We start from the raw sequence: 23,099 nt of genomic DNA on the forward strand, positions 1-23,099 counted from the left end.
GTGCTGTGAGGCATGGAGCTCGCAGCCGAGGCATCATAACGATCCGCACAGGCCGGTCGTCGGCGTGAAGTCTCCAGATGTCACCTGGACGGCCTGCGTCAACCGGTATTGCCACGATGACCTCCGTTGGTGAGGGCAGTGAGGGCAGTGAGCTGTTTTCAACCTGGCTGGTGCGGCTCTTGGACGAGTGGAACGCCGCCGGGTGTGTGACTGCCCGGCGGCCGACGAAGGCCGTGGAGGTGGGAAGGCTGTAGTTGGGAGAGGTGCAGCTTTCAATCGGGCGTGCCGAACTGCAGCCAGACGCGGATCCGCTCGGTGACCTTGTCGCGCCCTCCGAGGGCGTCGCGGACCTCGGCGGTAAACGTGGCTCGGCCCTGCATTGAGGGCAGCCGGTCGGCCGACACGGCGGAGAAGACGCCGCCAACCATGTCGTCGATGGTGAGCGGAGCGTCGTACTGCACCGACGACTCCGCGTATCGGTAGCCGGCGCGAACGAGGGCATTCTGGTTGCGTAGGCGGCCGGCCTCGTCGGTTTGGCACGTCGCTGTGACCGGGTGCCCGAGCAGCCGTTCCAGGCATTCGCGCAGTGCCCCGGACCACTCGGCGTCCTGCAGCCACAGCGGCGCTCCGTTAGTGACCACGGCGACGCCACCGCCTGGACGCAGCAACGGCCGGACGGCCCTGAACAGCGCGTCGCGGTCCATGAAGTGGATAGCGACAGCGACGGTCAGCGCGCCGATCGCCCGGTCGCCGAGCAGCCGGCCCAGCGCGGGCAGGTCGCTGTCAGCGCCGAGCAGCCACGTGGCGTTGGCTCTTGCAGCGTCGAGTGCGCCCTGGCGGGCCAATGCCAGCATGTCCGGCTCCGGGTCCACGCCGATGACGGCCCCGACCCGGGCGGCGAGCGGGAGGCTCAACTGGCCGGTGCCGCAGCCGAGGTCGACCACTGTGTCCCCGGCGCCGAGGCCGAACGCTTCGACGAGGGCGTCGAGCACCTCGGGCGGGTAACCGCGTCGGTGCCTCGCGTAGTACGTCGCCACCTCACCGCTGAAGCTCGCTCTCATTTCGACATGCTGCCGGCAGCACAGATCGGGAAGCGAGCGATTCTGCTCAGGGCATCGTCAACGTGTTGCTGCTTGCGCAACGCCACGGCGAGGTCCTTGGTTGGGGGAGCTGCAGCCATGAGGTTGTTCTCAAGCAGTAGCGCAGTGGCCGGCGGCGTGCCGGGCGGGCGTGCCGGTCCCGCCCGGCACGCTCGACGTGACTTGACAAGAAAGTTAACCAATAGGCACTCTTCTATGAGAGAGCGCTCTCTTCCCGTCTCATGCCGGTCCCGCACCCCTCGGGCCCGGCCGGAAGGAGATCGATGAACAAGCTCCTCGGGCTGCTCGCCACCGGGATCCTCGCCGCCGGCCTGACCGCCCCACCCACCGCCGCGGCGGCGCAACCACCACGCACCGCCGGCGCCGCCGACGCGACCGGTCTCACCCCCGGCATGGCCGAGGCCATGCGCCGGGATCTCGGGCTCACCGACCGTGAGGTGGCCGCCCGGCTCCGGGTCGAGGCCGGGGCGACGGTGATCGACCGGCGGCTGCGGGCCCGGCTGGGCGCGCGGTACGCCGGTGCCTGGCTGACCGACGGCCGCCGGCTGACCGTCGCGGTCACCGACCCGGCGGCCGCCGCCACCGTCCGCGCCGAAGGCGCCGAGCCCCGGCTGGTCAGCCACAGCCTGACCACACTCGTCGCCGCCCGGGCCACCCTCGACCGGTACGCGGCGCGCCACCGGCCGGCCACCGTCGTACGTGGCTGGTACGCCGACACCGTCGGCAACTCCGTCGTCGTGCTGGTCGAGCCGGGCCACACGGCGGCGGCCGCGTCCTTCGTGACGGCCAGCGGAGCACCCCGCGCCCTGGTCCGCTACGTGGCCGAGGCGAACGTGCCCCGACCCGTGTACGACATCCGCGGCGGCGACCAGTTCGTGATCAACGGAAACGTGCTCTGCTCGGTGGGCTTCGCCGTCGCGGGCGGATTCGTCACCGCCGGACACTGCGGCGGCGCGGGCAGTTCCACCCTCGGCTACAACAACGTGGCCCAGGGCACCTTCGCCGGCTCGTCCTTCCCCGGCAACGACTACGCGTGGGTACGCACGAACAGCAACTGGACCCCGCGACCGTGGGTCAACAACTACGCCGGCGGCAACGCGCCCGTGGCCGGCTCGCGTGACGCGGTGATCGGCAGCTCGGTGTGCCGCTCGGGCCGGACCACCGGCTGGCGTTGCGGCACGATCCTCGGCCGGGACGAGACCGTCAACTACGCGCAGGGCGCGGTCTACGGGTTGACCCGCAGCAACGCCTGCGCCGAACCTGGCGACTCCGGCGGGTCCTGGCTCTCCGGCGACCAGGCCCAGGGCGTCACCTCCGGTGGCACCGGCAACTGCACGAACGGCAGCACCATGTGGTTCCAGCCGGTCAACGAGATCCTCGGCGTCTACGGACTGTCGCTGACCACGACCGGCGGCGGGACGCGGATCACCAGCAACTGGAACAACCGTTGCATCGACGTGCCGTTCTCCAACTTCTCCGACGGCGTACCGCTGCAAACCTGGACCTGCAACGGCACCCTGGCGCAGAGCTGGACCTTCACCGGCGGCACGCTGCGTACTCAGAACAACCTGTGCATGGACGTCGCCTGGGGCTCCCGGGACAACGGCGCGGTCATCCAGATCGCCTGGTGCAACGGCAGCGGAGCCCAGCAGTTCGTGCTCTCCGCCGCCGGAGACCTGGTCAATCCACCGGCCAACAAGTGCGTCGACATCAAGGACTGGAACAACTCCGACGGCGCCCGCCTGCAACTCTGGGACTGCGCGGGCACGGCCAACCAGAAGTGGCGCACCGGCTGAGGCCGGGTCGCGGACCGGACCCCGGCGGCGCTCGCCGCCGGGCCAACCGCGATCGTGCCCGCCGGCCTCCACAGGCGAGCGGAACCACGCCGGCTGCCGCGATCGGCGATGCCCGAAGCCCACACACCCCACCTGCAACCACCCGAGCCGATCACTCCAAGCGCTCTCTCCCGTCCCGTTCCCCGGAGGTGGTATCAATGCGTCTCCGAAGAAAGCTGCTCGCCGTCGCGTCCGCCCTGTTCGTCGGCGTCGCAGGCACCGTCGCCGCCACCCCGGCCCGCGCGGTCGGTCCGGCGCTGCTGCCCGTCACCGTCACCAACACCACCGGCCGCGCGGACCCGGTCTACCTGTACGTCATCGGCACCCAATTGGCCACCGGCCGGCTCGGCTACGTCACCTCCGGCGGCACCTTCGTCCCCTGGACCGGCGGGCAGATCCCGCCGTCACCCGCGCCAGACGCCTCCATCCCGGGCGCCGGCACCGGCGGCAGCACCACGATCCAGTTGCCGCGCGGCTTCTCCGGGCGGGTCTACTTCGCGCTCGGGCAGAAGCTGAAGTTCTTCCTCACGCCGGACGGGCTGGTGCAACCCGCCCCGTGGGCGGCCGGCGACGCCAACCGGGACATCCTCTTCGACTGGAGCGAATTCACCTACAACGACGCCGGGCTGTGGCTGAACAGCTCCCAGGTGGACATGTTCGCGGTGCCGCACGCGGTGACCGTGACCGGCGCCACCGGTGTCACCAAGCGGACCGGCGACCTGGTGGCCAACGGGCGCACCGCCGTCGTCGACGGGATCCGGGCCCAGCCGGGCTGGGCCAACACCGTGCACACCCGGTCGGACGGGACCGTGCTCCGCGTCCTGGCCCCCGGCAAGGCCGCCGGCGCCGGCCTGCTCAGCGCCACCTACCTGGACTCCTATATCGCCGCCGCGTGGAACGCGTACACCACGAAGACGCTGACCGTGGTGCCGTTCGCCGACCAGCCAAGCATCCGGTACTACGGGCGGACCTCGGGCAGCACCATGACCTTCACCAACGGCAGCGGTCAGGTGGTCGCCTCCTTCAACCGGCCCTCCTCGGCGAGCGTCTGGGGCTGTGACGGCGACCTGCCCGCGCCGAACGACCAGGTGGTCGGGCCGATCTCGCGTACGCTCTGCGCCGCGCTGAACCGGGGCACGCTCGGCACGATCGACACCCAGCCCAGCACCAACGCCGCCGACTTCTACCGGAGCAACCCGACCAACCAGTACGCCCGGCTGATCCACGCCAACATGGCCGACGGCAAGGCGTACGCGTTCGCCTTCGACGACGTCGGCGGCTTCGAGTCCCTGGTCCACGACGGCGACCCGCGCGCGGCCGGGCTGATCCTGAGCCCGTTCGGCGGCGGCGGTGGCAGCCCCGGCGCCGGGGTGGCCGTGGTGAGCAACTGGAACAACAAGTGCATCGACGTGCCGAGTTCGAACTTCGTCGACCGCGCCCAGCTGCAGATGTGGCCCTGCAACGGCACCAACGCGCAGAAGTGGACGTTCACCGGCACGGCCCTGCAGAGCCAGAACAACAAGTGCATGGACGTCGACGCCGGGTCCACCGCCAACGGCGCGGTCGTTCAGCTCTACACCTGCAACGGCACCGGCGCCCAGCAGTTCACCCTCAACGCGGCCGGGGACCTGGTCAACCTCCAGGCCAACAAGTGTGTCGACATCAAGGACTGGAACGGCAGCGACGGCGCGAAGCTCCAGATCTGGGACTGCGCGGGCACGGCCAACCAGAAGTGGCACAAGGGCTGACGACGGAGCGGCCACCACCGCCGACGGCCGGCCGGGTCCGGTAGGGACCCGGCCTACCCGGGCGGCCTTGCGCTCCGCTGCCGTGTCTTGGCGCGCAGGACCGTGGCCATTGGATCTTCGAGGAACGCCCCGCCGAACTCACGAGCCAACTGCTGGAGTTCCTCCAACCGGCCTGACCCGTGGCCGTCATGCGGCGACCACTCCAGGCCGTCACCTCGACTCCCGCCGAGTCACCACCAAGCACGTCCTGGTGCCTGGCGCAGCCATGGTGCCCTAGTGACCACTCTGCTGGGCTCCACTGCCGGCGACCGACTCACGGTCGGCTCACTCTTGGGCCTTCCCACGAGGTGGTCGACGGGTGTATATGTATGTAAATCGATTTGCAAAGTGGAAATGGATCGGCTCACCACGGGCGGCCAGCGCTGTGCCATTGGTCGCCTGACCGCTGTCACAGCACCTCAGGCGCAGTTCTTCGAACAACTCGGTGAAGGAGAATGCGATGGCAGGTCAGAGAGGTCTCCGTCGGAGGTCGTTCCTCGTCGGCGGCATGGGAGCCGCGGTGCTGCTGGGTGGTGGTGCGTCGCAGTTCATGAACATGAGAGCGGCTTGGGCGGCACCGACAGGCAATCTGTATCAGGCAGCGCTGGCCAAGGGGATCCGGTACGGCTCCTCGACCGCGACGTGGCAGGTGCAGCCGGACCCCGACTTCGCGGCGCTGTATGCGCGCGAGAGTGGGATGCTGCTCACCGAGGACGACCTGCTGTGGTATCGACTCAAGCCGACGCAGAGCTCGCCCCTGGACTTCAGCTACGGCGACCAGATCGTGTCGTTCGCCGCCGGCAACGCTCAGCCGGTGCTCGCGGCGCACCTGGTCTGGGACGAGGGACTGGGTGACGGGTGGGACCCGGACGCCCTTTACAACCTCAGCACCCAGGATGCGCGCGACCTTCTGTTCGGGACGATTCAGCAGGAGGTCACGCACTATGCCGGCCAGGTGATGGCCTGGGTGGTGGCCAATGAGGTGACCGACGGGCGGCGCAAGGACGCCAACGGGTTCTGGACGGTCGAGCCCTGGTACCAGACGATCGGGCCGACCTTCGTCGAGGAGGCGTTCAACCTCGCCCACCAGTGTGACCCGAACGCTCTGCTCCTTATCAACGAGTTCGGATTCGAGACCGGGTCGAACGCGGCGGCTCGGCGGACGTCGATACTCAAGGCCATCGACTATCTGCAGAGCAAGAACGTCCCGGTGCACGCGCTGGGGATCCAGGCACACCTGAATGCGAACGGCTTCAGCCGGCAATTCGATAGGGCGGCCTACCGGACCTTCCTGTCGGACGTCGCGGCGCGGGGGCTGTCCATCTTCATCACCGAGATGGATGTTCAGGACGACGGCCTGAACGCCGACATCCCCAGCCGCGACGCGGGCGTGGCGGACGTGTACTCGCAATATCTGTCCGTGGCCCTCCAGGAGCCCGCGGTTAAGGTCGTGCTCAACTTCGGGCTGAGCGACCGCTACACGTGGTTGCAGGAGGACTTCCCGCGCAAGGATGGAGCCGCGCGCCGGCCGCTGCCCTTCGACGAGAACCTCCAGCCGAAGCCGGCCTACACCGCGATCCTGCAGGCCTTCCAGAACGCTCCGGCACGCAAACCACTCTGATCGGATTCGGCAGGGTGCACTCCCAGGCTCTGACCGGCGCAAAGGCGCCGGTCAGAGCCGGCTCCCAAATAGCGGTGGCCACCCGGAGGGCTCCTCACGCGCCACCGGATCGACGCGGATCATCACAGTCGGTCGCCGTACGTCTCCACGGCGTTGTCGCTGCTCACCCGCTGCCTGATCGCCGGCGGCAGCGACGCCAGGGCGTGCCTCGGGTCGTCGAAGTCCCAGTGCGGGTAGTCGGAGCTGAACATCAGGGTACGGTCCGCGCGAGCGATCTCGCAGAGCACGTGCAGGTGGTGACGGCGCTTCGGCTCAGGGAGTGGCTGCGTCGTGAACCGGACGTGATCCACGACGTACTCGCTGGGCAGTCGTCTCACCCACGGCACCTCGTCGCGCAGGCCCTTGACGTTCTTGTCGAGCCGCCACATCACGTCGGGGATCCAGCCCAGCCCGCCCTCGGTGAGGATCACCTTGAGGTTCGGGAAGCGCTCGAAGACCCCGTGGCAGACGAGGCTGATCACGTTCGCCTGGAACACCTGGCTGAGCCCGCTGTGCCACTCGACGTAGTACGTCGGCGTCCCGCCTGCCATCGGCGGCGAGGTGCGGAAGATGCCTTCGCCCGAGTTGGGGTGGACGGCGACCGGAATGCCCACCTCGTTCGCGGCATCGTAGATCGGGTAATAGTGCCGCAGCCCCATCAGGATGCCGGTGAGCGGCAGCAGCACGCCGACGAAGCGCTCGTCCTCGGCCGCGCGCCGGATCTCCTGGGCCGCCAGCACCGGGTCCTGCGCACCGACCACGATGTAGCCGCGGTACCGGTCGTCGGCATCGAACCAGGTCGTGGCCAGCCACTGGTTGTACGCCGAGGCGATCATAGCTGCAGCATCCGGGTCGGGCATGGCCCCGAGCCCGAGCACCTCGCCGCCGATGAGCACCGCACGGTCGATGCCGTTGCCGTCGAGCAGCTGTTGCGCCGTGAAGGCCGGGTCGGCGCCCGGCGCGGACCCGTCCGGCGCGCGGGCGTCGTCGCGGAGCACCCCGGCCGGGTTGAGGTAGAGCATGTTCCGCGGGATCGACACCGCCTCGCGGTGCCCGATCGTGGTGAGGTTACGGCGCTCGTCGAGGCCCAGGCGACGCTGCGCGGCCTGGGACAGGAACGGCCGGAGCTCCCCGAGGCCACTCTTGGTGATCGGGTGGACGTCGCAGTCGACGAGTCGGTAGGGGCTCGGTGCGGCCGCCTCTGCGATGGGCTGGTCGAGCAGGTCGGCCATGGGAACTCCTGTCCGGACAGTCGTTGCGGAGATGGCTCAAAGCCGCCAAAGTTATGCATAGCAAATCGATTGGCATGGCGATAGCCGAATCAGTGGGTGGGCCGCATGGAAGTTCGGGTCGGAAGCGTCGAGGAGGTGCGCCGGGACGGGTGCAGGATCGTCGAGGTGAACGGGCGGCCGGTCGGCGTCATCAGCATCGGCGAGGAGTTCTTCGCGATCATCGACAGGTGCCCGCACATGGGTGCGTCGATGTGCGCGGGCTCGCTGAGCGGTACCTTCGTCGCCTCCGAGCCGCACGAGTACGTCTACGGCAGGGCCGGCCGGGTGATCCGCTGCCCCTGGCACGGCTGGGAGTTCGACCTCGAGAGCGGCCGATCGCTCCTGGAGCCGAAGCGCTTCGGACTCAAGACCTACCGGGTCACCCAGCTGGACGGCGAGGTCGTGCTGCACGCGTAAGCATCACCGGGCACCGGGCTATCGGAGCTTGACGACCTGCCCCAGATTCGAGGAACGGTAGCCCGCCAGCGCGACCTCCAGGGCGCGCACGCCGTCCTGCCCCGTCGCACACGGGTCCTCAATCACGCCTGCGCGCACCGACGCGAGGAACGCCTCGATCATCGCCCGATCGGCGTCCTCGGCGAACGACGCCTGGCGCAGGCCCCGGGGACCGCCCTCGCGCGCGCTGATGACGTTCAGCGCCTCGGCCCCGTCGGTGATCTCCAGCGAGCCCTCGGTGCCGACCAGGCGGAGGTAGAAATCGTAGTCGTGCGGGTGGTTCGCCGGCACCGACCAGCTCGGGTCGATGCTGCCGACCGCGCCGTTCTCCATGCGCAACGAGACCACCGCGACGTCCTCGACGTCGAGGTTCCAGAGCAGCGACCCGGCCTCGGCCGACACCTCGGTCACCTCGAGCCCGCTGACGTGCCGCATCACGTCGGTGACGTGGACGGAGTGGTCGATGAGTGCACCTCCGCCGGCGGCCACCGGGTCGGTGATCCAGCCGGGGTACGCCGGGGGCAGCGGCGGGCGGCCGCGGTTGCCACCGACCAGGCCGATCAGATCGCCCAACCGGCCGTCGCGGACCGCCGCACGCGCCCGCTCGACCATGGGCAGGAAGCGGGACACGAACGGCAGGTGCAGCTGCACGCCCGCGGCCGCGCAGGCGGCGACCATCGCCTCGCCGTCCTCGACCGTCGTGGCGATCGGTTTCTCGCACAGGACGTGCTTGCCATGGGCGGCGGCGAGCTCGACGTGGACGCGGTGCTCGTCGTTGGCGCTGCACACCAGCACGGCGTCCACCTCGGGCGAGGCCAGCAGCGCCTCGGCGTCGCCGGTGAGTGGTACGCCGAAATCCTGGTGGATCCAGCGGGTGTGCTCGGGCTCGGGGTCGTACAGGCCCACGACGCAGGCGTTCGGCGACTCGGTGAGCGCCCGCGAGTAGGCCCACGCGTGGCCCATGTGCGCGGCGCCGAGGATCGCGACGCCGACCGGCTTGCGGCTCATCAAACCTCCCACGTGTTCAGGTCGATCGTCTGGCCGGTGCGGGCCGATTCGAGGGCGGCGAGCGCCGTGCGCAGCGACTCGACCGCCTCGACGGCGGGTACCGGCGGGGGTCCGCCGTCGCGGCACGCCTGGAAGAATGCGCTCAGCTCGTGGGTGAACTCGCGGTCGCCGAGCACGTCCCACCACTCCGTGTCACCCTCGTGGGCGTGCAGTACGCCGCCCATCATGTGGTCGTAGTCCCACGACAGCCGGCCCTCGGTGCCGGTGATCTCCGCCCGGAGCTTGAAGCCGCGCGAGGCCGGGTGGGCCCAGCTGCACTCGATGTGCGCGATGGCGCCGTTCTCGTAGCGGACCGTCGTCAGGGCGTAGGTCAGCGCGCCGGCGCCGCTGTCGGCCGCCATGCAGTGCACGCGTACGGCGGGACTGCTGATAACCCATCGGGCGTAGTCGAAACTGTGCACGGCCTGGTCGAGCAGCGGCCCACCGGATGTCGCGGGGTCGGCGAGCCATCCCCCCTCGCTCCACCCCGGTAGCGACGTCGTCGTCGAGTGGCTGAGCATTCGTACGAGCCCGATTTCGCCCGATGCCGCCAGGTCGCGGGCGAGCCGGTGGTCCGGGCCGTAGCGTGCCACCTGCCCGATCGAGAGCAGGCCGGGCGCGGCCTCGGCGGCGGCAAGGACGCGGCGCGCCTCGTGCATGGTGCGCGTGATCGGCTTCTCGCACAGCACGTGCCGGCCGGCCTGAAGGGCGGCGATCGTGGCGTCGGCATGGGCGGTCGGCGGCGTGCAGATGTCGACGACGTCGACGCCGAGGTCGAGCAGCGCGTAGAGGTCCGGCACGACTTTCGCGCCGTGCCGGTCGGCGATCCGCTCGGCCTTGCCCGGCACCGGGTCGGCAACCGCGGCCAGCCGGACGCCCGGGGAGTCGCGGTAGGCGTGCGCGTGGACGTCGGCGATCATGCCGGCCCCGAGCAGGCCGACCGTTAGCTCGCCGGTCACCGCGCACGGTCCGCGATGGACGGCGCCTCGGTGTGGAGGTCGGGCCCGAAGAACAGGAACACCACGAGGTCCTCGCTTCCGGTGTTGGCGACCTTGTGCTCGCGGGTCGCTGCGTGGTGGGTGACCACTAGTTCGTCCCGGCCCGGCTCGCCGCCGCGCACCTCGTGCCCGGCGAGCTTGCCGTCACCGGTCCAGGCGAAGACGCTGTAGACGCCGGGCTCGCGCAGCCGGTGGACGCCGCCCGGCGGGACGACGAGACGCTTCCCGGCGTACTTGCTGGTGTTGTAGAAGACCCAGGTCTCCTCGCCATCGCCGTCGGCGCCGACGACGGGCTGCGGGCTCAGGTGGCGGTTCTCGTAGAACCATGGGTCGCCGTTCACCTCCCAGTCCACGAAGCCGAGCGGGAACCGCTCGCCGTGCTTCTCGCGGTCCCGCGGACGGACGTCCTTGAACAGCAGGTCTTTGGAGATGATCCGGCCGGCGTTCAACGCCTGGAACATCGACAGGACGTCGGAGTCCTCCTGCAACTCGAGGGTGAGAGCCGTGCCGGGGGCGTGCAGCACACCGGACGGCACATGGAATCCCTCGCCGGCGACCTGCAGCTCCGCGCGGGCATGCCGAAGGATCAGGTCGCTGTTCCAGTCGGCGAGGTAGGGCAGCAGCGCCTCGTGCGCTGACTCCTGCGCGATCCACGGGTGCACGCCGAAGAACGTCTCCGGGTGCGCGCCCGGGTCGACACCCGGCAGGAAATGGTAGGACTCGTCCTTGGCGTTGCGGCCGACCAGCGACGCGAACTCCTGGGGCGGATGGATGTGGTAGGGCAGCCGGTAGGCGTAGTCGAAGATTTTCGCCAGCCGCCCCAGTCCCGCGGGGTGTGAGGCGGCGTAGGCCGCGCCCAGGATCGCCGCCGGGTCGGCGGCCACGGCGTCGCGCAGCAGGAGCCGCTCACCGTGCTCCCCCACGACGTGGCTGAGCCCCTCGTCCTCGGGACCGACGCGGTTGTCCGCCTTCGTCGTTGAGGCGAGCCACCGCTCGCAGATCGCGCCACGCTCCCCGACGTCGTAGGCGTTCTCGGGAAGGCCCAGCCGCCGGCCCGGCGGCAGGAAGTCGCGCGCGACCCAAGTCGGCTCACACCTGAGCACGCCGTTTCCGGCTTCGAGCAGCCGGGTGAGCACGTCCCGGGCTCCCCCCGGATTCGCCGTCGCCACGATCAGCCCTTCACACCGGTGAGGGCGATGCCCTGCACGAACTTCCGCTGGAAGACGAGGAACACGATGATCATCGGCAGGGCCGCGATCACCGACCCGGCGAAGAGCAATGTCCAGGACGTGCGGTTCTGCACCACGAACAGCGCGAGGCCCACGGGCGCGGTGATCTTTTCGGGGCTGGACAGGATGATCAGGGGCCAGAAGAAGTCCTCCCACGCCCCCTGGAAGGTGAAGATCGCGTTTGCCGCGAGCGCCGGTGCGCACAGCGGCAGCACGACGGACCAGAAGATCCGGAACTCGCTCGCGCCGTCGATGCGGGCGGCCTCCAGCAGTTGGTCTGGAATCGAGAGCATGTACTGACGGATGAGGAAGATGCCGAACGCCGACACGATCCCCGGCATGATCAGTCCCCAGTAGGAGTCCAGCCAGCCGTGCCCGCCGTTCCCCATCCAGTCGTTGCCGCCGAAGAACGGGATGTGCTTGATGATCAGGTAGTTCGGGATGAGCGTGACCTGGCCGGGAACCATCATCGTCGCCAGGAAGAGCATGAAGATCACGTTGCGGCCGGGGAACCGGCGCTTGGCGAAGCAGTAGGCGCACAGGGCGTTGAAGAACGTCTGCAGCACGGTGATCATGATGGCGACGAAGGCGCTGTTCGCGAACCACCGCCAGTCACCGTGTCCCTGGCCCTGCTGGGCCTTGGTGAGGTGACCGACATCCAGAAACCCCTTGTAGCCGTCCAGGGTCGGGTCGTTGGGGACCCAGTGCGGCGACGTGGAGAAGATCTCCCCCATCGGCTGGAACGAGGCGCTGATCAGCCATGCGAACGGGGCCACGAACAAGATCGCGAGCGGGGTGAGCACCAGGTACGTGACCACCTTCTGCTGCCACCTGAACTGGATCCCGTTCCGCGGCTTCCGGCCCGGCGACCGTCGGGCCGGCGGAGCGGGCTTCGGCGCCGCCTGACGCAGGTCGACTCCTTCGACGATGCCGCTCATGCCTCGAACCCCTGCCGGACAAGGCGCAGCTGGAGCGCCGTGAACACGAGCAGCATGAGGAAGAGCGCGAACGCCAAGGTGCTGGCATAGCCCATGTCGAAGTACTTGAACGCCCAGAGATACATGTAGTAGACCATCGTCGTCGTCCTGTTGACCGGTCCGCCGCTGGTCATCACGAAGATCTGGGTGAAGACCTGCAGCGAGCTGATGATCCCCATGACGAGCAAGAACAGGGTGGTGGGCCGGAGCATGGGGATCGTGATGTACCGCAGGCGTTGCCATACGCCGGCACCGTCGATGCGGGCCGACTCGTAGAGCTCGTCGGGGATCGCCTGCAGCCCGGCGAGGTAGACCACCATCGAAAAGCCGGTGCCCGCCCACACGCTCATCAGGATGACCGCCGGCATCGCGAGGTTCTTGTCCGACAGCCACAGCAAGGGGGCGTCGATGATGTGCGCCTGCAGCAGGTAGTGGTTGAACATGCCGTAGTCACCGTTGTAGAGCCACTTCCAGAGGATGGCGGAGACCACGAACGGGGTGACGACCGGAAGGTAGAACGCGGTCCGGAACAGGCCGCGCAACCGCAACGGCAGGTTGAGCAGAAGCGCCAGCAGCAGTCCGATCGCCATCGAGAGCGGAACCGAGGCGCCGCTGAAGTAGATGGTGTTCAGCACCGACTCGGTGAACCGCTCATCGTGGATCATGTCGCGATAGTTGTCCAGGCCGACGAACGGCCTGTCCGGCTCGATGATGCTCCACCGGTGGAATGTCAGGTAGACGGCGAAGATCAGGGCGGCCAGCGTGAAGACCGAGAAGATCAGCATGCCGGGCAGCAGGAAGACGTACGCCGACCGTTGCGTCCAGACCCGGGCCGGAAGGCCGCGCCGGTTCCCGTGCGGAATCTCGCGTCTGAGGCGTGGCCGAGTCCATCGCCCGCCGGTCTTCACAGGCGCCGCGTCCGTCTCGGTCCGCACCGGCGGCCGTGCCGTCGCCATCACCGTCTCCTTTCCTCCGTGCGTCACCGGGCCGGCCCGGCCTGGTGACGCATCGCCGGTGCTGTGGCCGCTCGGTCAGTGGGCGAGGATCGCCCGGCCCTGCTGGGCGGCGTTGTCCAGCGCCTCCGCGGCGGTCTGGTCGCCATAGATGGCCTTGCCGAGTTCCTCGTTGAGGATGGTCTCGATCCGCGGGTACTTCGGATTGGAGACCGTGCTCGCGACGCCGCACGACATCAAGTCGGCGAAGGGCTTAAGGACCGGCTTCTCCTTGGCGAGGTCGGCGCCGCCGAGCAGCGACTTCGTCGGAGGCAGCAGCGTACCCTCGGTCTTGTACGTCCAGTTGGCCAGGTTGTCGGGCTGCGATAGGAACTCCATCCACAGCCACGCGGCGTCGGAGACCTTGGTCTTGCTGAACATCACCAGCGAGTCTCCGGCGATGGTGGTCTTGCACCCGGCGACCCCGTCGGGGAGCGGCGCCGCCGCCCACTTGCCCGTGATCTTCGGGTACTCGTCCGCGAGGGTGCCGGCGAACCAGGCGCCCGCCACGTACATCGCCACGTCGCCCTTCGCGAACGCCACCCGGCCGTCGTAGGAGTTGGAGTTGAGGTAGTCCCGCGGGGAGTACTTGGCGAGGTTCACGTAGAAGTCGGCTGCCGTCTTGCCCTGCGCGCTGTCGAAGGCGATGTCCTTGCCGTCCTTCGTCAGCGCGTCGCCACCGGCCTGGTAGAGCCAGGGGTACCAGTAGTACGCCGACTCCGAGGCGAACATCTCGAAGCCGTACTTGCCGTTCGCCGTGTCGGTGAGCTTCTCTGCGGCGGCCTTGAACTCGTCCCAGGTCTTCGGCGGGCCGTCGATCCCGGCCTCTTTGAAGCGGTCGGTCCGGTAGAACAGACCGGTCGTCTCGCCGTCGAACGGCAGTCCCCACATCTTGTCGTTCCAGGTGACGAACGTCTTGAAGCCATCGACGTAGTTGTCCGGCTTCACGATCTCGCTGCGCTGCATGTAGCCGCCAAGGTCGACGAGGGCCCCTCTGGCGGCGTAGTCGCTGGTGTCGCTTGCGTTGATGTAGGCGACGTCTGGGGCGGTGTTGCCGGCGATGCGGGTGCTGAGCACCTGCTGTGCCTGTTCCGCGGGGGCGTTCTCGAATTTGATCGTGATGTTCGGGTGCCGCTTGTGGAACTCGGCGGCCATCTGCTTCATCTGCGGTTCGTTGCCGACCCAGGAGAAGAACGTCACGGTCTGCGGCGAGGCCGGGTCCTTCACCGGACCTGAGCCCTTGCCGATGCCGGTGTTCGGCTCCTTCGCATCGCTTCCGCACGACGCGACGCTCAGCGATGTCGCGAGCGCCAACGCAACGATTGCCGCAGTCTTCCAGAACTTATGGAACCTCACCACGCCTGCTCCCTACTACTCGCTCAGTGGAAGTTGCGGAGCCTTGGACGGACGCAAATCGATTGGCTAGTTGGCGGGCAGTCTCGCCAAGGACCGGGCATTTGTCAATGGATTCGGGTGGGCTCCATCACATTAGGACGGCCCCGAGATCCCTGGGAGCGCGGCTGCGTGTCCGCCCGAGCGGTCCGATGGAGCGCTGCCGTACCGGCGCCGGTAGGCACGACCGAAGTGCGAGAGGCTGTTGAAGCCGGCGGCGTGACACACCTCGGTCACGGACAACGAGGTCGACGCGAGCAGGGAACGGGCGAACCGCAGACGGCGCTCCTGCAGGTAGAGCTGGAAGGACGAGCCGGTGTACTCGCGGAACCGCTCGCTGAAGTAGTTCGACGACAGGTGCGCCCGCCGGGCGGCGTCGGCGAGCGAGATCGGCTCACGAAAGTGCCGGTCGACGAAGCGGACCGCGGCCCGCAGTTCATCGGACACGCCGAGGCGGTGGTCGGCGACCGCGACCTCGACCAGTTGGCGCCGCGCGAGCTCGACCACCAGGCATCCTACGAGCGCCTCGACCAGTCGTGCGCTGCCCAGCCGTGGCTCCTCGAACTCGGCCTGGAGCCGGCGCAGGTCGACTTCCGCATCGAGAAAGTCGTCGGTCTGCCACGGGAGGTCACCGACCGAGGGCGGCCCCAGCCCGGCGAGCTGTCGTTCCATGAGCCCCGGGTCGATGACGGTGTTGTAGCAGCCGAGCGGCTCGTGACCGATCGGCCGGATGGCGTGGAAGTCCGCGGGCGACAGCAGGAAGGCACTTCCCCGGCCGATGGGTCGCGGAACACCGTTCACCACGTGCTCAGCCGCCCCTGAGACCACCAGGCACAGTTCGTAGTAGTCGTGCCAGTGCACGTCGACGGTGCGTAGCCGTGGGCGCATCACCCGCGCACCGCTGTCGGGAAGGAGCAGCGACTCGCTGCTGAACCGCTCGACCAGGTCGGTCATGGGACGGCCCCAAATCGTTTTGCTGCCGGGTCTCCCAGTAGGATACGGCTATGTCGAGGAGCGAGGCAGCGTCCGACCGACGCTTGCGCGTGACGATCGCGCAGGTCGCCAGCCGCGCCGGGGTGAGCCCCACCACCGTCTCCCACGTGTTGTCCGGCAAGCGCGCGGTCGCAGTCGCCACCCGAGGCACCGTGATAAAGGCGATCCGCGAACTCGGATACCGGCCGAACATCGTGGCCCGCAACCTGCGGACCCGGCAGTCGCACATGATCGCGGTCGTCGTCCCCGATATCACCAACCCGTTCTACGCCGTGCTCACCCGAGGCCTGGCGGACGCCGTCGACGCCGCAGGGCACGGGACGTACGTCTGCAACACCGACGGTCAGCACGACCGAGAGCGCAAGTTCTTCCAGGACGCCATGGACCGCGGAGTGGACGGCATCGTCTTCGCGTCCGGCGAGACCGCGTCGCAGGTCACGTTCGGGGAGGCCGACAAGCAGACTCCCATCATCTGCATCGGTGACCATCTCGACCATCCCCTCTGCGACGCGGTCATCCCTGACGATGAGACCGGCTCTCGCGCTGCCGGCTCCTTCTTGGCCTCGCGCGGCTACCAGCGGATCGCAATGATCCAGGGCCCGCCTCACTACGGCGCGGCGCGCACGGCGGGCTTCCGTTCGGCCATGCAGGCTGCGAAGCGGAAGGTCCCCGCCGAACGGATGGTGCGCGGCGACTGGACCCGCAAGGGCGGCTACGAGGCCATGAAGACGCTCATGGCGCTCGAGGTCCGACCCGACGCCGTCTTCTGCGCCAACGACCTGATGGCGATCGGAGCGCTCGACGTGGCCCACGAGCTCGGACTCTCCGTTCCGCAGGACGTGGCCATCGTGGGCTTCGACGACGTCGACGCCGCCACTATCGTGACACCGCGGCTGACCACGGTCCGCAACCCCGCCTACGAGGCCGGCGGCACAGCCGGCGACCTGCTGATGAGCCGGATGTCGGGCCGCTACACCGGTGCCGGACGGACCGTCGTGCTGCCCTGCCCGCTGATCGAGCGCGGAACCGCCTGAGCGGCGACCGACCACAGTCACGGCTGCGGGAACGTCACGACCGCCTTCACGAACCCATCAGGCTTATCGCGCAGCGTGGCGAAGGCGGTGTTGATCTCCTCGAGCGGGAAGCGGTGGCTGACGAGGCCGTCCATCGACAGCACGCCGCCGGCGAGGAGGCGCATGCCGACCGACATGCCGCGCATGATCACCGCGACGTCACGGAAGTGGGCGTTGACGACCCTGAACGCCATCCAGTTCCAGGAGGCCAGCGGGATGCTGCGATCGGCGCCCTGATGGAAGCCGACGATCGCGATCGTGCCGCTCATCCGGGTGGTGTCACCGCACACCGTGAGGGCGCGTTGAGTGCCCGTGCACTCGAAGGTGATATCGGCGCCGCGCCCGCCCGTGAGGGACCGTACGACCTCGGGCAGCGACTCCTTCGTCACGTCAACGGTCCGCGTGGCGCCGAGCCGCACAGCGCGCTCCAGGGCGTCGGCGCGCGCGTCGGCCACGATCAGGTGCCGCGGGCCGCGCAGCGCGGCGAGCTTCTGCACCAGGTTCCCCATGAATCCGGCCCCGATGATGACCACGTCGTCGCCCAGGCGGACGTCGGCGGCCTCGACGGCGTTGACGGAGCAGGCGATCGGCTCCGCGAGCGCCTCGTCGAGCCGGCCGTCGCCCGCCGGGAAGCAGTACGCCGCGCGCACCGCTACGTACTCCGCGAAGCCCCGCTCGGTGACCCAGACGCCGACCCGGTCCCCGACCGCCGGCACGGTCACCTCGGCGCCGATCTCGACGACCACGCCGCTGACCTCGTGGCCCGGGTACCGGACCTCCCCCACCGGCGGACCGGTCAGCCACGGCTCGAGCTCCGACGCGCACACGCCCGAGGCCACGACGCGGACCAGCACCTCATCCGGCTCGATCGACGGAACCGGGGCCTGCTCGACCTCCAAGGTCTCGCGCCCACGCAGCGCCGCGATCCTCACGGCAGCTCCCCATCGTGGAAGACCACGATCGCGTAGACGCCCAGCGAGCCGAGGCGTACGACGTGCGCACCCTCCTCGCGGACCACCTCCAGCGGCGTTCGCGTCCCGTCGCTCGCCACCACGGTCGCGTGCTCCCGCTCTTTCGGCAGTCGCACGCGGAGCGGGACATCGGTGAGCGCGCGCACCGCGTCGACATCGCGGTCGTAGTCGTAGTTGACCAGGTGCAGCGCGTAGGAGCCGTCGGCCAGGTGCTGGACGTTCGCGGCGGCCGACACCGTGGTCTCGACCTGCCGCCCGTGCGGAAGCAGCTCGTCGAGCACGGCACGGCGCGCGGTGCGGACACCTCCGTGCCGCGGGAGGGAGCTTGCCACCCGGTCAGTGACGACGACCGTCCCACCGGCCGCGAGGTATCCCTCGACGGCGGCGACCTGCCCCTCGGTCAGTGCGAAGACGTCCGGCAGGATCACGGTCGAGTACCGCAGCAGCGCCTCGGTGCTCGAGCGGTCCGGAGCGGTGACGCCGTCCGGCCAGATCACCACGTCGTAGGGCACCGCGGCGTCCGACAGCGTTTTCGTCACGACGCGATACGGCACCACCACCGACTCATCGCGTGCGTTGGTGGTGTTGTCGCCGGCGTCCGCCTTGCCGATCAGCTCGCGCGTGCTCTCGACGCTGAAGACGACCGCGACGTCGTTGGCGGTCCGGCGCGCGAACAGCTGCTCGTGGTCGGCCAGGAACGCCTGGATCTCGCTGGCGAGTTCGTGGGGCGCGTAGAACGAGTCCTCGATGACGCTGCCCATCCAAGAACCGTAGGGCACCGACATGTTCGAGCCCATCGCCGCCGCCTCGAACAGCGAGAGCCGGAACAGGTCGTACCCCTTGCCCTTCCCGAGCAGGTCGATCAGCTCCGGAACAACACCGCCGTACGGGTTCTCGACGACTACGACATCCTTGTCACCGGCGAACGCCGCGACGTACCGGTACCAGTCCGGCTGGCGGTACGTCGTGTTCCGCATCTCCGTGATGATCAGGTCGACGTCGTCGGCGAGGGCGAGGTACATCGGCTCGAGGTTGAAGAAGTTGCCGGAGACGATGATCTCGCGGCCGCGCGACCGCGCGTACTCGCGGGCGTAGTCGGCGAGCTCGGCGAAATACCTCTTGATCGACAGGCACTGGAAGGCGTAGTAGTCGCCGAACAGCGGCGTCGACTCGCGGTCGGACTTGAAGTCGTGGCCCTGCGCGAGCAGCCAGTCGCCGTAGTGGAAGGTCTCGAGGTCGACCCCGTCGAGCACGACGTCCACCTCCGAGGGTTTCAGCCCCTGGAGGTGGGCGCGGAAACCCTTCATGCAGTCCTTGCAGAAGCAAGCGCCGTACTGGAATGCACCCATCGGCAGCTCGGCCTCGTCGAGCTGGATCCCGTCGACACCGGCATCGACCTGGATCCTGATCACTGCCTTGAGGTACTCGCGCCAGACCGGGTTGTTGCGGTCCATGTAGAAGCACTGGTGCTCGCGGTCCGGGCACTCCACCCAGTGCGCATGGCAGGGCCGGCCGTGGATGTCGCGGGCCACGCACTCCTCGATCAGGTCGGTGACCGGGTCACCGTCGGAGTTCACCAGCCCGCGGGGGAAGTAGTGTTCGATCGGCTTCCAGAGCTTCGGGTAGCGGTTGGACGAGAACTCACGCAGCCCCATCCAGTCGCGCCTTCCCACGCCGCGCAGCTCATTGAGGGCGAGGACAGCGTCCTCCTGGTCGGTCAGCTCGACCGGGAACTCCCAGCCCTGGGCCTCGAAGATGATGCCCAGCACCTTGATGCCACGCTCGTGGCAGGCGGCGATGAACTCGCTGTCGTTAACGAAGCCGTAGAAGCGCGAGCGGGCGTCGACCGGGCCGAACGCCTCCTGCTCGAGGTACGGCAGGGCCAGCGAGCCACCGCCCATGGCAGACCACACCAGCACGGTGGCGCGGTAGTCGACGAGCTCGTCGACCATTCGCAGGCGGCGGGGCGGGAGACTCGGGTGGTAGCAGTGCTGGCGGGGGAACCAGGCATCGAAGTAGACGCCGCGGTGCATGGGCGGGGCCCTCCTGGGCGGTCGATCAGACGTGGACGTGCGGGGCGAGGGCGCGGTGTGCGATGGTCAGGCCCTGGCGGACGCGGCTGGGGTCACCGCTCCAGACCGGGTCCTCGTGCTCGACGGAGACGACACCCTCGTACCCGTGCTGGTGGAGCGCGTCGATCAGGCGCCGCCAGTCGATTTCACCGAGGCCGGGGATGCGGTAGCGCCACCACCCGCTCTTCCAGGGCTGCTTGTCGAGCACCTGCCCGAACACCCCATAGCGGTTGCGGGCGGCGGCGTGCACCTCGACGTCCTTGGCCTGAACGTGCAGGATCCGGTCGGCGTGCGCCTCGAGCGCCGCCAGTGGGTCGATGCCGAGCCAGACCAGGTGCGAGGGGTCGTAGTTGAGCCACAGCCCGAGGTCGGCCATCCAGCCCCAGAGCTCGGGCGAGTACGCAAGGTTGGCCGGATAGCCGTCGGGATGCCAGCCCTCCATCGGGCAGTTCTCGATCACGAGGCGTACGTCGCGGGCCGCGGCGTACTCGACCAGCGGCGGCAGCACCTGCTCGGCCAGCCGGAGGTTCTCGGCCACCGTGAGCGTCACGTCGCGGCCGACGAAGGTGCCGACCAGGCGCACGCCGAGCAGGTGGGCGGCGTCGATGCACCGGCGCAGGTGCGCGTGCGTCGCCTCGCGAACCTCCCGGTCCTCATGCAGGTTGTTCTCGTAGTACGCGACCGCCGACAGAGTCAGGCCGTTCCGGTCGAGGATCGCGGCGACCCTGTCGGCGTCGGCCTGCCCGAATGCCTCGACGTTCAGGTGGCTGGCCTCCCAGTCGCGGCCGGGCCGGTCGGGCCAGGCGGCGACCTCGAGGGCGGCGTACCCGTGGCCGCCGGCCCACCGGGCGATGTCCTCGAGCGACTCGCCGGGCAGGCAGGCGGTCAGAAGTCCCAGTCTCATGAGCCGAACCTCAGGCGCGGGCGGGTGCGTTCGCGTAGTCGTTGCCGGCGAGGTCGACCCCTCGGGCCAGCCAGATCTTCCATCCTTCGTTCTGTGGGACGTCCTGCATCTTCACCGAGCTCGGGAAGTACCGCATGGTGTAGCCGGTGCGACGGGTGGCGCTGGTGTTGGCTCGGGCGCCGTGGACGATCCGGCCGTCATGCATCGAGAACTCGCCGCGCTGCAACTCGAAGTAGACGGCCTTCGCCTCGTCCACACCGGCGAGCTCGGCGTGGAAGGTCTGCTCGGTCATGTCTGTGGGCCGGTAGTTGTCCGAGAACCCGCCGTCCAGGTGCGAGCCCGGAATGACCCGCATGCAGCCGTTCTCCTTGAACGAGCCGCCATCGAGGGCGAGCCAGATCGTGACGATGTTGTCGTAGTCGTCGAAGCGGCCCTCCCAGTACGCGCTGTCCTCGTGCCAGGGGGTCGCCCGACCGGTGAAGGGGTCCTTCGAGATGAAGTGGCTCGACCAGAGGGCGATGTTCGGTCCGACCAGCGGCTCGACCCAGTCGAGAACCTCGTCGGAGAGCAGGTAATCCAGCAGCCGCTCGTCGTGGTAGTGCGGCGTGTCGAGCTCGTCGGAGAGCTTGTCGCCCCTGGCTTCGAGGTGCTCGTTGAAGATCAGCTCGAGCCGCGAGAGGCGATCCTCCGGGAGCAGTTGGCGGCCGGGCAACAGATAGCCGTTGTCGCGGAAGAACGCCACATCGGCGTCGGTCAGGGTCTCAGTCATCGCGGTGGCGCCTTTCCAGGTGGGTGTTCCCGGGGACAGGGGCGAGGACGACGCTACGGCGCGGCGAGCGGGGCCACGACACCTATCTTCGGCTGGGCTCGACTTATCTTCCGAATGCGCCCGACGTCGTCCCGGGGCGTGATCAGCCGTTCTCCAGGGCTCGGATGATCTCGATGAAGAGCTCCATGTCCTGCACGTAGTCTTCCGGAGTCGTCTTGGGCGTCGCACCTGTGGTAACCGCCTCGTGGAAGTGCTCGAGCTCGTAGGTGTAGGGGTCCTTGAGGTGTGGTCGCCGCACGGAACGCTCGTAGGAGTCGCCGTCGGTGAGCTCCAGATGCAGCGTCGTCGGGAAGTGCCGGACGTAGGGCGTGTCGTACTCCACCTTCATCGTGCCGCTCGCGCCGTACACCTCGATGTAGGTGTCGTAACGCAGCTGGTCGTCCACCCCTGTCTCGTAGGTGACGACGAAGTCGCCGTAGTCGAGGAGCGCGACGATGTAGCCGCCGTTGCGCCACATCTTCGCCGCCGAGACCTCCTTCGGGCGGCCGAGCAGCTCCCGCATGGCGGAGAGGTCGTGGCTGCCGAGGCCGCAGAGCAACCCGTAGGTCCACTCCAGCTCCTGGGGAACGTCGCCCAGCGCCTCCTTCACGAGCGCCGAGCGGCGCGCCCACTTCTCGTCGACCGCCTCCTCCGGGACGTCGTCCGGCCGGTCGACGTACGACGTCTGGTCGACGATCAGCCGGTTCTCGCCGATCACGTCGTGGACACGCACGTAGCGGATCGGGCCGAGCTCGGGCAGCTTCTGGACCGCCTCGGTGAACGCCGGTGCGAAACGCCGCATGTAGGCGACCATCACGGTCTTCCCCGACCGGTCGCGCGCCGCGATGATCTCCTGTGCCTCGCGGAGGCTGAGGCACATCGGCTTCTCGACCAGTACGTCGAGACCCGCGTCGAGCGCCGCGACCGTGCAGTCCGCGTGGTACTCGTCGCTGTTGAGCACGACCACGCAGTCCAGGCCGCCGGCGGCGAGCATCTCGCGGAAGTCGGTGTAGCGGTGCTCGACCCGATAGCGAGCGCCCAGACGCTCCAGCAGGCCCGGCGAGATGTCGCAGATCGCCGCGAGCTCGTAGCGGTCGGGCAACGACTCGATGACGGGCAGGTGGATGACCTGGGCGACCTCGCCCAGTCCGATCACGCCGACGCGCAGCTTGCTCAAGTGTGTACCTCTCAGTAGTGGGTGGCCGGTAAGGGCGACCGGTCAGCGGCCTGGGGAGAACGCGGCGTCGAACGACGCCGCAGGCGGCCCGATTCGCTGCCGGGGAGCGCACGCACGGGTGCTCCCGTCGGGCATTGGTCAGACTGCGGTCCAGCCGGCGCCCGCTGCCGAGGACAGCTCAACGGCGTCCAGCACCCGCTGGACCTGGAGGCCGTCGGCGAACGACGGCGCCGGCGGCGTGCCGGCTGCGACATCGCGCACGAAGTCGGACGCTCATGATCTCTCCTTCGGGCCGGTGCAAATCGGTTTGCTAGGCGAACAACGCTAAGGGGTGCGCACCTTTCGGTCAACGCAGCC

20 protein-coding genes and 1 pseudogene are annotated in these 23,099 nt (G+C 68.8%); 6 read left to right on the forward strand and 15 right to left on the reverse strand.

Annotated features, from left to right (window positions below; translation table 11 throughout):
• Nucleotides 1–272: 272 nt before the first annotated feature.
• The gene (locus tag ACFYM6_RS30270; RefSeq protein ID WP_387280876.1) at nucleotides 273–1,061 is read right to left on the reverse strand and encodes a class I SAM-dependent methyltransferase; all 789 of its coding nucleotides are present in this window, start codon (nucleotides 1,059–1,061) and stop codon (nucleotides 273–275) included.
• 302 nt (nucleotides 1,062–1,363) lie between these two features.
• On the opposite strand from ACFYM6_RS30270, the gene ACFYM6_RS30275 reads away from it, so the two are divergent.
• The 3 genes from ACFYM6_RS30275 (at nucleotide 1,364) to ACFYM6_RS30285 (ending at nucleotide 6,343) form a co-directional block, all read left to right on the forward strand.
• On the forward strand, nucleotides 1,364–2,896 hold the full coding sequence (locus tag ACFYM6_RS30275) for a ricin-type beta-trefoil lectin domain protein (protein WP_387280877.1): 1,533 nt from the start codon (nucleotides 1,364–1,366) through the stop codon (nucleotides 2,894–2,896).
• A gap of 197 nt (nucleotides 2,897–3,093) precedes the next feature.
• A complete protein-coding gene (locus tag ACFYM6_RS30280) occupies nucleotides 3,094–4,683 on the forward strand; it encodes a beta-1,3-glucanase family protein (protein ID WP_387280878.1) in 1,590 nt (529 codons plus the stop codon).
• Nucleotides 4,684–5,182: 499 nt separating this feature from the next.
• Nucleotides 5,183–6,343, forward strand: coding sequence for an endo-1,4-beta-xylanase (locus ACFYM6_RS30285; RefSeq protein ID WP_387280879.1), 1,161 nt, complete (start codon nucleotides 5,183–5,185; stop codon nucleotides 6,341–6,343).
• A gap of 122 nt (nucleotides 6,344–6,465) precedes the next feature.
• Here the strand turns inward: ACFYM6_RS30285 and ACFYM6_RS30290 are convergent, their stop codons facing one another.
• Nucleotides 6,466–7,614 (reverse strand): amidohydrolase family protein, encoded by a 1,149-nt coding sequence (locus ACFYM6_RS30290; protein WP_387280880.1) that lies wholly within the window; start codon nucleotides 7,612–7,614, stop codon nucleotides 6,466–6,468.
• A gap of 105 nt (nucleotides 7,615–7,719) precedes the next feature.
• Between ACFYM6_RS30290 and ACFYM6_RS30295 the strand changes: the two genes are divergently transcribed.
• Nucleotides 7,720–8,070, forward strand: a complete 351-nt coding sequence (locus ACFYM6_RS30295; RefSeq protein ID WP_387280881.1) for a Rieske (2Fe-2S) protein — start codon at nucleotides 7,720–7,722, stop codon at nucleotides 8,068–8,070.
• A gap of 18 nt (nucleotides 8,071–8,088) precedes the next feature.
• Here the strand turns inward: ACFYM6_RS30295 and ACFYM6_RS30300 are convergent, their stop codons facing one another.
• The 7 genes from ACFYM6_RS30300 to ACFYM6_RS30330 form a co-directional block, all read right to left on the reverse strand.
• Nucleotides 8,089–9,117 carry a Gfo/Idh/MocA family protein gene (locus ACFYM6_RS30300; RefSeq protein WP_387280882.1) on the reverse strand — a complete coding sequence of 343 codons (1,029 nt, stop codon included), beginning with the start codon at nucleotides 9,115–9,117 and terminating at the stop codon, nucleotides 8,089–8,091.
• Nucleotides 9,117–10,115: a Gfo/Idh/MocA family protein gene (locus tag ACFYM6_RS30305; protein ID WP_387280883.1), complete on the reverse strand. Its 999-nt coding sequence runs from the start codon at nucleotides 10,113–10,115 to the stop codon at nucleotides 9,117–9,119. The genes ACFYM6_RS30300 and ACFYM6_RS30305 overlap by 1 nt, the downstream gene beginning before the upstream one ends.
• Nucleotides 10,112–11,323: a hypothetical protein gene (locus ACFYM6_RS30310; protein ID WP_387280884.1), complete on the reverse strand. Its 1,212-nt coding sequence runs from the start codon at nucleotides 11,321–11,323 to the stop codon at nucleotides 10,112–10,114. Before ACFYM6_RS30310 ends, ACFYM6_RS30305 begins: the two co-directional genes overlap by 4 nt.
• Before the next feature lie 2 nt (nucleotides 11,324–11,325).
• Nucleotides 11,326–12,321, reverse strand: coding sequence for a carbohydrate ABC transporter permease (locus tag ACFYM6_RS30315; protein WP_387280885.1), 996 nt, complete (start codon nucleotides 12,319–12,321; stop codon nucleotides 11,326–11,328).
• On the reverse strand, nucleotides 12,318–13,316 hold the full coding sequence (locus ACFYM6_RS30320) for a carbohydrate ABC transporter permease (RefSeq protein WP_387280886.1): 999 nt from the start codon (nucleotides 13,314–13,316) through the stop codon (nucleotides 12,318–12,320). Before ACFYM6_RS30320 ends, ACFYM6_RS30315 begins: the two co-directional genes overlap by 4 nt.
• A gap of 75 nt (nucleotides 13,317–13,391) precedes the next feature.
• Nucleotides 13,392–14,711, reverse strand: coding sequence for an ABC transporter substrate-binding protein (locus ACFYM6_RS30325; protein WP_387280888.1), 1,320 nt, complete (start codon nucleotides 14,709–14,711; stop codon nucleotides 13,392–13,394).
• Between the two features lie 129 nt (nucleotides 14,712–14,840).
• The gene (locus ACFYM6_RS30330; RefSeq protein WP_387280889.1) at nucleotides 14,841–15,698 is read right to left on the reverse strand and encodes a helix-turn-helix domain-containing protein; all 858 of its coding nucleotides are present in this window, start codon (nucleotides 15,696–15,698) and stop codon (nucleotides 14,841–14,843) included.
• A gap of 50 nt (nucleotides 15,699–15,748) precedes the next feature.
• Between ACFYM6_RS30330 and ACFYM6_RS30335 the strand changes: the two are divergent.
• Nucleotides 15,749–15,916: pseudogene (locus ACFYM6_RS30335) on the forward strand (LacI family DNA-binding transcriptional regulator); the annotation flags it as partial.
• A 48-nt stretch (nucleotides 15,917–15,964) separates the two neighbouring features.
• Entirely contained in the window at nucleotides 15,965–16,771 is an 807-nt protein-coding gene (locus ACFYM6_RS30340; RefSeq protein ID WP_387280928.1) for a substrate-binding domain-containing protein, read from the forward strand.
• A gap of 17 nt (nucleotides 16,772–16,788) precedes the next feature.
• Here the strand turns inward: ACFYM6_RS30340 and ACFYM6_RS30345 are convergent, their stop codons facing one another.
• The 6 genes from ACFYM6_RS30345 to ACFYM6_RS30370 all read right to left on the reverse strand — a co-directional run bounded on the left by ACFYM6_RS30345 (nucleotide 16,789) and on the right by ACFYM6_RS30370 (nucleotide 23,003).
• The gene (locus ACFYM6_RS30345) at nucleotides 16,789–17,742 is read right to left on the reverse strand and encodes a zinc-binding dehydrogenase (RefSeq protein WP_387280890.1); all 954 of its coding nucleotides are present in this window, start codon (nucleotides 17,740–17,742) and stop codon (nucleotides 16,789–16,791) included.
• Complete coding sequence (locus tag ACFYM6_RS30350; protein ID WP_387280891.1) at nucleotides 17,739–19,814, reverse strand: hypothetical protein; 2,076 nt, start codon at nucleotides 19,812–19,814, stop codon at nucleotides 17,739–17,741. Before ACFYM6_RS30350 ends, ACFYM6_RS30345 begins: the two co-directional genes overlap by 4 nt.
• A gap of 25 nt (nucleotides 19,815–19,839) precedes the next feature.
• Nucleotides 19,840–20,757 (reverse strand): sugar phosphate isomerase/epimerase family protein, encoded by a 918-nt coding sequence (locus ACFYM6_RS30355; protein WP_387280892.1) that lies wholly within the window; start codon nucleotides 20,755–20,757, stop codon nucleotides 19,840–19,842.
• 10 nt (nucleotides 20,758–20,767) lie between these two features.
• Nucleotides 20,768–21,526: a phytanoyl-CoA dioxygenase family protein gene (locus tag ACFYM6_RS30360; RefSeq protein WP_387280893.1), complete on the reverse strand. Its 759-nt coding sequence runs from the start codon at nucleotides 21,524–21,526 to the stop codon at nucleotides 20,768–20,770.
• Between the two features lie 142 nt (nucleotides 21,527–21,668).
• Nucleotides 21,669–22,742: a Gfo/Idh/MocA family protein gene (locus tag ACFYM6_RS30365; protein WP_387280894.1), complete on the reverse strand. Its 1,074-nt coding sequence runs from the start codon at nucleotides 22,740–22,742 to the stop codon at nucleotides 21,669–21,671.
• Between the two features lie 138 nt (nucleotides 22,743–22,880).
• On the reverse strand, nucleotides 22,881–23,003 hold the full coding sequence (locus tag ACFYM6_RS30370) for a hypothetical protein (RefSeq protein WP_387280895.1): 123 nt from the start codon (nucleotides 23,001–23,003) through the stop codon (nucleotides 22,881–22,883).
• Nucleotides 23,004–23,099 lie beyond the last annotated feature (96 nt).

Origin of the sequence: Micromonospora sp. NPDC006431 (genome assembly GCF_042870725.1) — a bacterium.
GTDB lineage: Bacteria > Actinomycetota > Actinomycetes > Mycobacteriales > Micromonosporaceae > Micromonospora.

What these genes read in the sequence shown, in the direction of transcription:
- ACFYM6_RS30340 (WP_387280928.1), top strand. Translation starts at nt 15,965, where the DNA reads ATGATCGCGGTCGTCGTCCCCGATATCACCAACCCGTTCTACGCCGTG.
- ACFYM6_RS30330 (WP_387280889.1), bottom strand. Translation starts at nt 15,698, where the DNA reads ATGACCGACCTGGTCGAGCGGTTCAGCAGCGAGTCGCTGCTCCTTCCC.
- ACFYM6_RS30355 (WP_387280892.1), bottom strand. Translation starts at nt 20,757, where the DNA reads ATGAGACTGGGACTTCTGACCGCCTGCCTGCCCGGCGAGTCGCTCGAG.
- ACFYM6_RS30295 (WP_387280881.1), top strand. Translation starts at nt 7,720, where the DNA reads ATGGAAGTTCGGGTCGGAAGCGTCGAGGAGGTGCGCCGGGACGGGTGC.
- ACFYM6_RS30350 (WP_387280891.1), bottom strand. Translation starts at nt 19,814, where the DNA reads ATGCACCGCGGCGTCTACTTCGATGCCTGGTTCCCCCGCCAGCACTGC.
- ACFYM6_RS30270 (WP_387280876.1), bottom strand. Translation starts at nt 1,061, where the DNA reads ATGAGAGCGAGCTTCAGCGGTGAGGTGGCGACGTACTACGCGAGGCAC.
- ACFYM6_RS30320 (WP_387280886.1), bottom strand. Translation starts at nt 13,316, where the DNA reads ATGGCGACGGCACGGCCGCCGGTGCGGACCGAGACGGACGCGGCGCCT.
- ACFYM6_RS30275 (WP_387280877.1), top strand. Translation starts at nt 1,364, where the DNA reads ATGAACAAGCTCCTCGGGCTGCTCGCCACCGGGATCCTCGCCGCCGGC.
- ACFYM6_RS30315 (WP_387280885.1), bottom strand. Translation starts at nt 12,321, where the DNA reads ATGAGCGGCATCGTCGAAGGAGTCGACCTGCGTCAGGCGGCGCCGAAG.
- ACFYM6_RS30285 (WP_387280879.1), top strand. Translation starts at nt 5,183, where the DNA reads ATGGCAGGTCAGAGAGGTCTCCGTCGGAGGTCGTTCCTCGTCGGCGGC.
- ACFYM6_RS30300 (WP_387280882.1), bottom strand. Translation starts at nt 9,117, where the DNA reads ATGAGCCGCAAGCCGGTCGGCGTCGCGATCCTCGGCGCCGCGCACATG.
- ACFYM6_RS30360 (WP_387280893.1), bottom strand. Translation starts at nt 21,526, where the DNA reads ATGACTGAGACCCTGACCGACGCCGATGTGGCGTTCTTCCGCGACAAC.
- ACFYM6_RS30280 (WP_387280878.1), top strand. Translation starts at nt 3,094, where the DNA reads ATGCGTCTCCGAAGAAAGCTGCTCGCCGTCGCGTCCGCCCTGTTCGTC.
- ACFYM6_RS30290 (WP_387280880.1), bottom strand. Translation starts at nt 7,614, where the DNA reads ATGGCCGACCTGCTCGACCAGCCCATCGCAGAGGCGGCCGCACCGAGC.